The sequence below is a fragment of the Kitasatospora sp. NPDC059571 genome, from assembly GCF_042735675.1.
Classification (GTDB): Bacteria; Actinomycetota; Actinomycetes; order Streptomycetales; family Streptomycetaceae; genus Kitasatospora.
On sequence record NZ_JBHWBW010000372.1, the window covers coordinates 1 to 7,972 of the forward strand.

The following is a 7,972-nucleotide window of genomic DNA, read 5'->3' on the forward strand; positions in this document are numbered from 1 at the left end:
GTGGTGCTCGTCCCGGCCGCCCTGCTGTCCGCCGTCGAGCAGCCGCCCGCCCCCGCGCCCGCGGCGCCCCCCGCCCTCGCCCCGGTGCCCGCTGCGCCCGGGCCGGAGCCGGCCGCCGCGGTGCTGCCGATGCGCCGCCCGCTGCCCACCCGCACCCGGGCCGCCCTGCCGCGGCCCGAGCGGGCGGCCGGCCCGGCGCCGGACGCGGACCCTTCCCCCGAGGTCTGCGCCGAGGAGCTCGGCGCCGTCTTCGGCGCCTTCCAGCGCGGGCTGGTCCGGGGCCGCACCACCGACGGCGCCCCCGCCCGGCCGCGGCCGGAGGAACCGCAGCCGGACGCCCCGCACGACCCGCTCCACCCGCACGACCCGCTCCACCCGCACGACCCGCTCCACCCGCACGACCCGCTCCACCCGCACGACCGGCTCGGCCGCCAGGAGGACGAACGATGACCGCACCCGAACCGGCCCTGCCGGGCGCCGGCCTCGGCTGGCTGCTCGACGACCTGGTCGCCCGCACCGAGCACGTCCGCCAGGCCGTGCTGCTCTCCGCGGACGGGTTCGCCACCGCGGCCTCGGCCGGCATGGGCCCCGCCGATGTCGAGCACCTGGCCGCCGTCTGCTCCGGCTTCCACAGCCTGGCCGAGGGCGTCGGCGACCGCTTCGCCGCCGGCGGGGTGCGGCAGACCATGGTGATGATGGAGGACGGCTTCCTCTTCGTCACCCCGGCCGGCCGGGGCAGCTGCCTGGCCGTGCTGAGCGGCGTGCAGGCCGACGTCGGCCAGCTCGCCTACGAGATGTCCATGCTGGTCCGGCGGGTGGGGCGGCACCTGGCCACCCCCGTCCGGACCGGCGCCGACGCGACCCGGAACTGATCGGCGGTCATGAGCGGTCACTGGTACGACGACGAGGCCGGGCCGATGATCCGGCCGTTCACCCTCACCGGGGGACGCACCCGGTCCGCCGAGGCGGCCGGCTTCGACCTGCTGGCCCAGGTCGCCGCGGTGCCGGGCACCGCGCCGGCGGCCGGCCTGGACCACGCCCGCACCGCCCTGCTCGACCGGATCCGCACCGCCCCGCGCCCGCTGGCCGAACTCGCCGCCGACGCCGACCTGCCGCTCGGGGCGCTGCGCGTGCTGCTCGGCGACCTGGTCGGCCAGGGCCTGGTGAAGGTCGCCGGGCCGGCCGCCGCGGGCGGCCCGGACGCCCGGCTGCTGCGCCAGGTCATCCAGGGCCTGCACCGGCTCTGACGGCCGCTGCGCTACTCCGCGGAGCCCGCGCGGACCAGGCCGTTCTCGTAGGCCAGCACCACGGCCTGCACCCGGTCGCGCAGCGCGAGCTTGGCCAGGATCCGGCCGACGTGCGTCTTCACGGTCGCCTCGGACAGCGCCAGCCGCGCGGCGATCTCGCCGTTCGACAGCCCCTGCGCGACCAGCAGGAACACCTCCCGCTCGCGCTCGGTCAGCGGGGCCAGCACCGGGGAGCCGGGGGCGCCGGACGGGGTCGGCAGCACGTCGGCGAAGCGGTCCAGCATCCGGCGGGTGGTGGTCGGGGCGACGACCGCGTCCCCGGCGTGCACCGCGCGGATCGCCGCGACCAGCTCGGTCGGCGGGACGTCCTTCAGCAGGAAGCCGCTCGCGCCGGCCTTCAGCGCGGCGAAGGCGTACTCGTCCAGGTCGAAGGTGGTCAGGATGAGCACGTGCGGGGCGCCGGGCACCGGGGCGCCGGACTCGTCCAGGCAGATCCGCCGGGTGGCCTGCACGCCGTCCATCCGCGGCATCCGGACATCCATCAGGATGACGTCGACCTCGGCGTCGGCGAGCCGCTCCACGGCCTGCGCGCCGTCGCCCGCCTCGGCGGCGATCTCGATGTCGCCCTGGGACTGCAGGACCATCCGGAAGCCCGTGCGCAGCAGCTCCTGGTCGTCGACGAGCATCACACGGATGGTCACGGTCGGTACTCCCTCAATCCTGGGTCGGCGCCGGGGTGGCGGTCTGTCAGGTCGTCCGGCGGGCCGCGGGCGGGGCCGTGGCCCGGTCGCCCGAGGTGCGCAGCGGCAGCACGGCCCGGATCCGGAAGCCCCCGCCCGGCCGCGGGCCGATGTCCAGGCTGCCGCTGACCATGCCGACCCGCTCGCGCATGCCGATCAGACCATGGCCGAGGCCGTCGGCACCACCGCCGGCCAGCTGCTCGCCGGTGGTGCCGCGGCCGTCGTCCTCGACCAGCACCTCCAGGGCGCGGTCGCCGAAGTCGACCGCGACCCGGGCCCTGGCCCCCGGGCCGCCGTGCTTGCGCACGTTGGTGAGCGCCTCCTGGACGATCCGGTACACCGTCAGCTCCAGGCCGCGCGGCAGCTCGCGAGGCTCGCCGGAGGTGGCGAAGTCCACCGGCAGCCCGGCGGCGCGGACCTGCTCCAGCAGCTCCGGCAGCTCCTCCACGCCGGGCTGCGGCACGTACTCCTCGGCCGTCTCGGTGGTGCGCAGCACGCCGAGCAGCCGGCGCATCTCGACCAGCGCCTGGCGGCCGGTGCCGGCGATGGTGGCGAGCGCCTCCTTGGCCTGCTGCGGCGAGTTGTCCAGCACGTAGGCGGCGCCGTCCGCCTGGACGATCATCACCGAGACGTTGTGCGCGACGACGTCGTGCAGCTCGCGGGCGATCCGGGCGCGCTCGGCGGCGACGGCCACCTTGGCCTGGGCGTCGCGCTCGCGCTCCAGCCGGGTGGCGCGGTCCTCCAGCTCGATCAGGTACGCGGCGCGGACCCGGGTGAGCCGCCCCCACGCCCAGCACAGGATGAACGGGGTCGACATCAGCGCCGCCACCAGCACCCGCTGCCAGACGCCCGGGGAGTCCGGCCCGGTCGGCCGGGAGTCGAACCGCCAGAGCGTCAGCGGCCCGGCCGCCAGCCCGACCAGCACCACCAGCCGGGACGACCAGCGGGAACCGAACGCCGCGGCCGTGTAGGAGAGCACGAGGTACCCGATGGACGAGCCGCCCGGGGTGACGTTCAGGGCGATCTGGCCCAGCCCGACCGCCACGCCGCCGGCCACCGCCAGATCCGGGGTGCGGCGGCGGACGGCCATCAGGACCGCGATGGCCAGCGAGGCGACGATGCCGCCCCACAGCTGGGCGCCGTCCTCCGAGACGTCCGACAGCAGGCCGAAGAGCAGGACCACCAGCGCCCAGGCGGAATCGACCACCATCGGGTGGCGGCGGAGCCAGGCGTTGAGTCGATGCACCCCTCCAGCCTAGGGAGTCGCGGAGTGCTCCCAGGTCCGCCGGGAGGGCGATCCGGTATCCGCCGCAGGGTGGAGACGCCCCCGCCGGGCGGTAGCGTCCACGGCCATGGACTGGATGCGCTGGCGGCCCGCCGCTACCCGGGCGCTGTACGGCGCCGACGGCTTCTACCGCAGGCCGGAGGGCCCGGCGGGGCACTTCCGGACGTCCGTGCACGCCTCGGGGCTGTACGCGGGCGCGGTGGCCCGGCTGCTCGGCGAGGTGGACGAGGCGCTCGGCCGGCCCGACGGCCTCGCCCTCGTGGACGTCGGCGCCGGCCGGGGCGAGCTCCTGGCCGGCGTCCTGGCGGCGCTGCCGCCCGGCCTCGCGGCCAGGGTGCGGCCGTACGCGGTCGAACTCGCGGAGCGGCCGCCCGGTCTGCCGGAGCAGGTGGTGTGGACGGACAGCGTGCCGTCCGGGGTCCACGGGCTGCTGTTCGCCAACGAGTGGCTGGACAACGTCCCGCTGGACGTCGCCGAGCGGGACGAGGACGGCGTGCTGCGCTACGTGGAGGTGGCGCCGGACGGCCGGGAGCGGCCGGGTGACCCGCTGGACGCCGTCGACGCCGCCTGGGCCGCCCGCTGGTGGCCGGAGGGCGACCGGGTGGAGCTCGGCGGGCCCCGCGACGCGGCCTGGGCGGCCGCCGTCGGCGCCCTGGAGCGCGGCCTGGCGGTCGCGGTCGACTACGCGCACACCGCGGACGCCCGGCCGCCGTTCGGCACCCTGACCGGCTTCCGGGGCGGCCGCGAGGTGCCGCCGGTGCCGGACGGCTCCTGCGACGTCACCGCGCACGTCGCGCTCGACGCGGCGGCCGTCCCCGGTGTCCACAGCCTGTGGACGACGCAGCGGGCCGCGCTGCACGCCCTGGGTGTGCACGGCGGCCGGCCCCCGCTGGCGCTGGCCTCCACCGACCCGGCGGCCTACCTGCGGGCCCTCGGCGGGGCCGGCGAGGCGGCCGAGCTGACCGACCCCGGCGGGCTCGGCGGCTTCGGCTGGCTGGCGCAGGCCGTCCGCATGCCGGTACCGCCGAGCCTGGGCGCCCTGCCGGGGTGGCAGACTCTGATGCCATGAGGGAGACCACGGTCGGGATCGGCGCGGGCGCGCAGCAGCTCACGGGCGAGCTGGGCACCAGCGACATGGTGCTCAACATCGGCCCGCAGCACCCGTCCACGCACGGCGTGCTGCGGCTGAAGCTGGTGATGGACGGCGAGCGGATCGTCTCCGCCGAGCCCGTCATCGGCTACATGCACCGCGGCGCGGAGAAGCTCTTCGAGGCCCGCGACTACCGCCAGATCATCATGCTGGCCAACCGGCACGACTGGCTGTCCGCCTTCTCCAACGAGCTCGGCGTCGCCCTCGCCGTCGAGCGGATGCTCGGCATGGAGGTCCCGGAGCGGGCGGTGTGGATCCGCACCCTGCTCGCCGAGCTGAACCGGGTGCTCAACCACCTGATGTTCCTCGGCTCGTACCCGCTGGAGCTCGGCGGCATCACCCCGATCTTCCACGCCTTCCACGGCCGCGAGGAGCTCCAGCACGTGCTCGAGGAGGCCTCCGGCGGGCGCATGCACTACATGTTCAACCGGGTCGGCGGCCTGAAGGAGGACCTGCCGGCCGGCTGGCTCGGCCGGGTGCGCACCGCCGTCGCCGCCGTCCGCGGGCAGCTGCCGGTGTACGAGGACCTCGTGCTCGGCAACGAGATCTTCCGCGGCCGCACCGCCGGCGTCGGCACGCTCACCCGCGAGCAGGTGCACGGCTACGGCGTGAGCGGGCCGATCGCCCGGGCCTCCGGCGTCGACTTCGACCTGCGCCGCGACGAGCCGTACCTGGCGTACGGGGAGCTGGCCGACGTGCTCACCGTGGTCACCCGCGAGGAGGGCGACTGCCTGGCCCGCTTCGAGTGCCTGCTGGAGCAGACCGCCAACTCGCTCGACCTCGCCGACGCCTGCCTCGACCGCCTGGCGCAGCTCGCCCCGGGGCCGGTCAACCTGCGGCTGCCCAAGGTGCTCAAGGCCCCCGAGGGCACCACCTACGCGTGGACCGAGAACCCGCTCGGCATCAACGGCTACTACCTGGTGTCCCGCGGCGACAAGACGCCCTGGCGCCTCAAGCTCCGCTCCGCCTCGTACAACAACATCCAGGCGCTGACCGAGCTCCTGCCGGGCACCCTGGTCGCCGACATGGTCGCCATCCTCGGCTCGATGTTCTTCGTGGTCGGCGACATCGACAAGTAGGGGGCCGCCGGGGCGGGCCCGGCGGTGCGCCCCGGCGTGCGGCCCTACTGGTCGGCCGGGTGCGGGGCGAGCCGCTTGTGGCCCTTGGCGGCGATCCGCTGCTCGCACAGCTCCACCAGGACGGCGTACGCCTCGGCGCCCATCAGCTCGGTGAGTTCGGCGCGGTAGGAGACGTACACCGGGTCCGGGGCGTTGTGCGCCTCCGGGCTGCCGGTGCACCACCAGTGCAGGTCGTGGCCGCCCGGGCCCCAGCCGCGGCGGTCGTACTCGCCGATCGTCACCTGGAGGTAGCGGGTGTCGTCCGGCCGGTCGACCCACTCGTAGGTGCGGCGGACCGGCAGCTGCCAGCAGACGTCCGGCTTGGTCTCCAGCGGCTCGCGGCCCTCCTCGATCGCCAGGATGTGCAGCGCGCAGCCGCCGCCGCCCGGGAACCCGGGACTGTTGCGGAACAGGCAGGCGCCGTCGATCCGCCGGGTCTGCCGGTCGCCGTCCTCGTCGAACATGGTGATCCCGCCGTCGAGCCGGATCCGGCCCTTGGCGTCGGTGCCGTGCTCGAAGTTCTCCCACATCTCGGGGGTGAGCCGGGCGGCGTGCCCCGCGACCCGCTGCTCGTCCTCCTCGTCGGACCAGTGGGCGCCCAGCGTGCAGCAGCCGTCGGAGGCGCCGCGCCCCTCGCGGATGCCGTGGCAGCCCTGGCCGAAGATGCAGCCCCAGCGCGAGGTCAGCCAGGTCAGGTCGCAGCGGAAGACCTGCTCCTCGTCGGCCGGGTCGCCGAATTCCGCCCAGGCCCGCGCGAAGTCGAGCGGGACCTCCGGGCGGATACCCGGCATCGCCAGGTCGACGACCTGCCGGTCCGACCCGGGGCCGTTCTTCTTCGCCTTGCTGCGCTTGTCTGCTGCCACGCTGCAAGGGTATGGCCTCGGCGCCGGAACCCGGCCGGGACGGGCGGGGCACCGCGCGGGCCCGGCCGGCCCGGCGGCCGTGCGCGGCTGCCGCGAGTCGGGTGAAGGCAGGGTGAAGGGCGTCACCGCAGCGCGGGGCCGCTCACCCCCGGGGCCTAGGATGGGCCGCCGCAGACGGCTGCGCAGGGGAAGCGCAACGGGAGCACGGGGGACGGAAGATGGCCGACAGGGTGCTGCTCAAGCCTTGGGAACTGCACGGCGAGGGCCGCGAGTTCGAAGGAGTCTCGAACGACTTCGCGCGCGCCGCGCTCGACCTGGAGAACGGACTCGCCGCACTCGGCACCCCGTGGGGCCGCGACGAGCCCGGCCAGGGCTTCGGGAGCGCGTACGAGGGCGCCCGCGAGGGCGTGCTGGCCGGCCTGCACGGCCTCGCCGACCGGCTCGGGGGCATCGGCACCGGCCTGCACACCATGGCCGACAACGCCGAGCACAACGACCAGGACAACCGCGACGCCTTCCGGGCGATCGAGCCCGGAACCGGAACCGCCCCCGCGTCGCTCTGAGCCGACGGACCGTCAAGCCGCCCAACCGAAGGGGGACCACGTGCCCAGGAACCTGCCCGCGGAGCTGGCACCGGTCATGGCCCGGCTCGACCGCCGCTGGCCCGAGGCCGACGAGGACGCGCTGCGCGGCGCCGCCGGCCTGTGGCGCGAGTTCGGCGCCGAGGCCGACCGGCTCGGCCGCCGCGGCGTCGCCGCCGCCCAGCGCGTGACGGGCGAGAACGCGGGCCCGGCCGTGGACGCCTTCGCCGACCACTGGCGCGGCTTCAGCGGCGGCGGCCGCGGGCCCCCCCCCGCCCCTCGGCACGCCGGTCAGGGCGGGCACGAACTGGTCCAGCTCGGTGCGCCAGTAGCGGGCCACGTTGAGGCGGGTCGGCTTCTCGTCACCGGGCAGGTGCAGGCGCAGCGAGCTCCACAGGGTGCCGCGGTCGACCATGCTGACCAGGGTGCGGGCCTGCTCCAGCGGGATGACGTGCAGCAGCTCCTGCGGGCGGTTGCTCATCCGGCCGGCCTTGTGGATGACGACCACGCGCTCGGTCAGCGTGACGAAGTAGTACTTGACGAACAGCTGGCCGATCAGGCCGAGCTGGCTCATCAGCCACGGGCTCGGCCCGGTGACGGTGTGGAAGGTCACGACGGGCCGGTCGTTCGGCTCGATCGCGGCGATCGCCTCGGCGACCTGCTCCTGCATGGTGGACTTACGGATCGCCATCTGGCGTGCTCCCCCTGGGAACGGGCGCGCACTCCGCATGTTCGGGCGCGCTGTACGAAGCCGGGAGCGTAGCGGTCGCCGGACCCTGTCATCAACGTACGGAACCCGGCCGGCGAATTCGTGACCGAGAATTCACCGAACCGCCGGGGCCGCGGCTGCGGGCCGCGTCATCCGGCCGACGCCTGGCGATCCGTCGGCCGGGCCGGTGCGGTGCCCCCTGAGAGGTCGTCGGCCGCGAGAGTGGGGGAGCGGGGCCCGCGGGGGGGGGGGCCGGCGCCGGGGCGCGGGGGGGGGGCC

At 75.8% G+C, this 7,972-nt stretch carries 9 protein-coding genes and 1 pseudogene; 7 read left to right on the forward strand and 3 right to left on the reverse strand.

Features of this window, described 5'->3' with window-relative positions:
• The 3 genes and pseudogenes from ACFV0G_RS29910 to ACFV0G_RS29920 form a co-directional block, all read left to right on the forward strand.
• Positions 1-450: pseudogene (locus ACFV0G_RS29910) on the forward strand (hypothetical protein); the annotation flags it as partial.
• Positions 447-872 carry a roadblock/LC7 domain-containing protein gene (locus tag ACFV0G_RS29915; RefSeq protein ID WP_380554812.1) on the forward strand — a complete coding sequence of 142 codons (426 nt, stop codon included), beginning with the start codon at positions 447-449 and terminating at the stop codon, positions 870-872. The pseudogene ACFV0G_RS29910 and the gene ACFV0G_RS29915, both read left to right, overlap by 4 nt.
• 9 nt (positions 873-881) lie before the next feature.
• Positions 882-1,247 (forward strand): DUF742 domain-containing protein, encoded by a 366-nt coding sequence (locus tag ACFV0G_RS29920; RefSeq protein ID WP_380554814.1) that lies wholly within the window; start codon positions 882-884, stop codon positions 1,245-1,247.
• Between the two features lie 11 nt (positions 1,248-1,258).
• On the opposite strand, the gene ACFV0G_RS29925 is transcribed toward ACFV0G_RS29920, so the two are convergent.
• Together ACFV0G_RS29925 and ACFV0G_RS29930 are read right to left on the reverse strand one after the other, a co-directional pair.
• Positions 1,259-1,948: a response regulator gene (locus ACFV0G_RS29925; RefSeq protein WP_380554816.1), complete on the reverse strand. Its 690-nt coding sequence runs from the start codon at positions 1,946-1,948 to the stop codon at positions 1,259-1,261.
• Positions 1,949-1,994: 46 nt separating this feature from the next.
• Positions 1,995-3,233 (reverse strand): sensor histidine kinase, encoded by a 1,239-nt coding sequence (locus ACFV0G_RS29930; RefSeq protein WP_380554818.1) that lies wholly within the window; start codon positions 3,231-3,233, stop codon positions 1,995-1,997.
• A gap of 106 nt (positions 3,234-3,339) precedes the next feature.
• Here ACFV0G_RS29930 and ACFV0G_RS29935 point away from each other — a divergent pair, with 106 nt between their 5' ends.
• Together ACFV0G_RS29935 and ACFV0G_RS29940 are read left to right on the forward strand one after the other, a co-directional pair.
• Positions 3,340-4,341 carry an SAM-dependent methyltransferase gene (locus ACFV0G_RS29935; protein WP_380554820.1) on the forward strand — a complete coding sequence of 334 codons (1,002 nt, stop codon included), beginning with the start codon at positions 3,340-3,342 and terminating at the stop codon, positions 4,339-4,341.
• Complete coding sequence (locus ACFV0G_RS29940; RefSeq protein WP_380554822.1) at positions 4,338-5,501, forward strand: NADH-quinone oxidoreductase subunit D; 1,164 nt, start codon at positions 4,338-4,340, stop codon at positions 5,499-5,501. Before ACFV0G_RS29935 ends, ACFV0G_RS29940 begins: the two co-directional genes overlap by 4 nt.
• A gap of 44 nt (positions 5,502-5,545) precedes the next feature.
• Here ACFV0G_RS29940 and ACFV0G_RS29945 read toward each other — a convergent pair whose 3' ends face one another.
• Positions 5,546-6,403 (reverse strand): hypothetical protein, encoded by an 858-nt coding sequence (locus ACFV0G_RS29945; protein WP_380554824.1) that lies wholly within the window; start codon positions 6,401-6,403, stop codon positions 5,546-5,548.
• A gap of 218 nt (positions 6,404-6,621) precedes the next feature.
• On the opposite strand from ACFV0G_RS29945, the gene ACFV0G_RS29950 reads away from it, so the two are divergent.
• Together ACFV0G_RS29950 and ACFV0G_RS29955 are read left to right on the forward strand one after the other, a co-directional pair.
• Positions 6,622-6,966 carry a WXG100 family type VII secretion target gene (locus ACFV0G_RS29950; RefSeq protein ID WP_380554826.1) on the forward strand — a complete coding sequence of 115 codons (345 nt, stop codon included), beginning with the start codon at positions 6,622-6,624 and terminating at the stop codon, positions 6,964-6,966.
• Between the two features lie 40 nt (positions 6,967-7,006).
• Positions 7,007-7,747, forward strand: coding sequence for a hypothetical protein (locus tag ACFV0G_RS29955; RefSeq protein WP_380554828.1), 741 nt, complete (start codon positions 7,007-7,009; stop codon positions 7,745-7,747).
• Positions 7,748-7,972 lie beyond the last annotated feature (225 nt).

Bases quoted from the DNA above. Each gene is read 5' to 3' on its own strand.
- ACFV0G_RS29915 (WP_380554812.1), top strand. From the start codon at position 447: ATGACCGCACCCGAACCGGCCCTGCCGGGCGCCGGCCTCGGCTGGCTG.
- ACFV0G_RS29920 (WP_380554814.1), top strand. From the start codon at position 882: ATGAGCGGTCACTGGTACGACGACGAGGCCGGGCCGATGATCCGGCCG.
- ACFV0G_RS29935 (WP_380554820.1), top strand. From the start codon at position 3,340: ATGGACTGGATGCGCTGGCGGCCCGCCGCTACCCGGGCGCTGTACGGC.
- ACFV0G_RS29940 (WP_380554822.1), top strand. From the start codon at position 4,338: ATGAGGGAGACCACGGTCGGGATCGGCGCGGGCGCGCAGCAGCTCACG.
- ACFV0G_RS29950 (WP_380554826.1), top strand. From the start codon at position 6,622: ATGGCCGACAGGGTGCTGCTCAAGCCTTGGGAACTGCACGGCGAGGGC.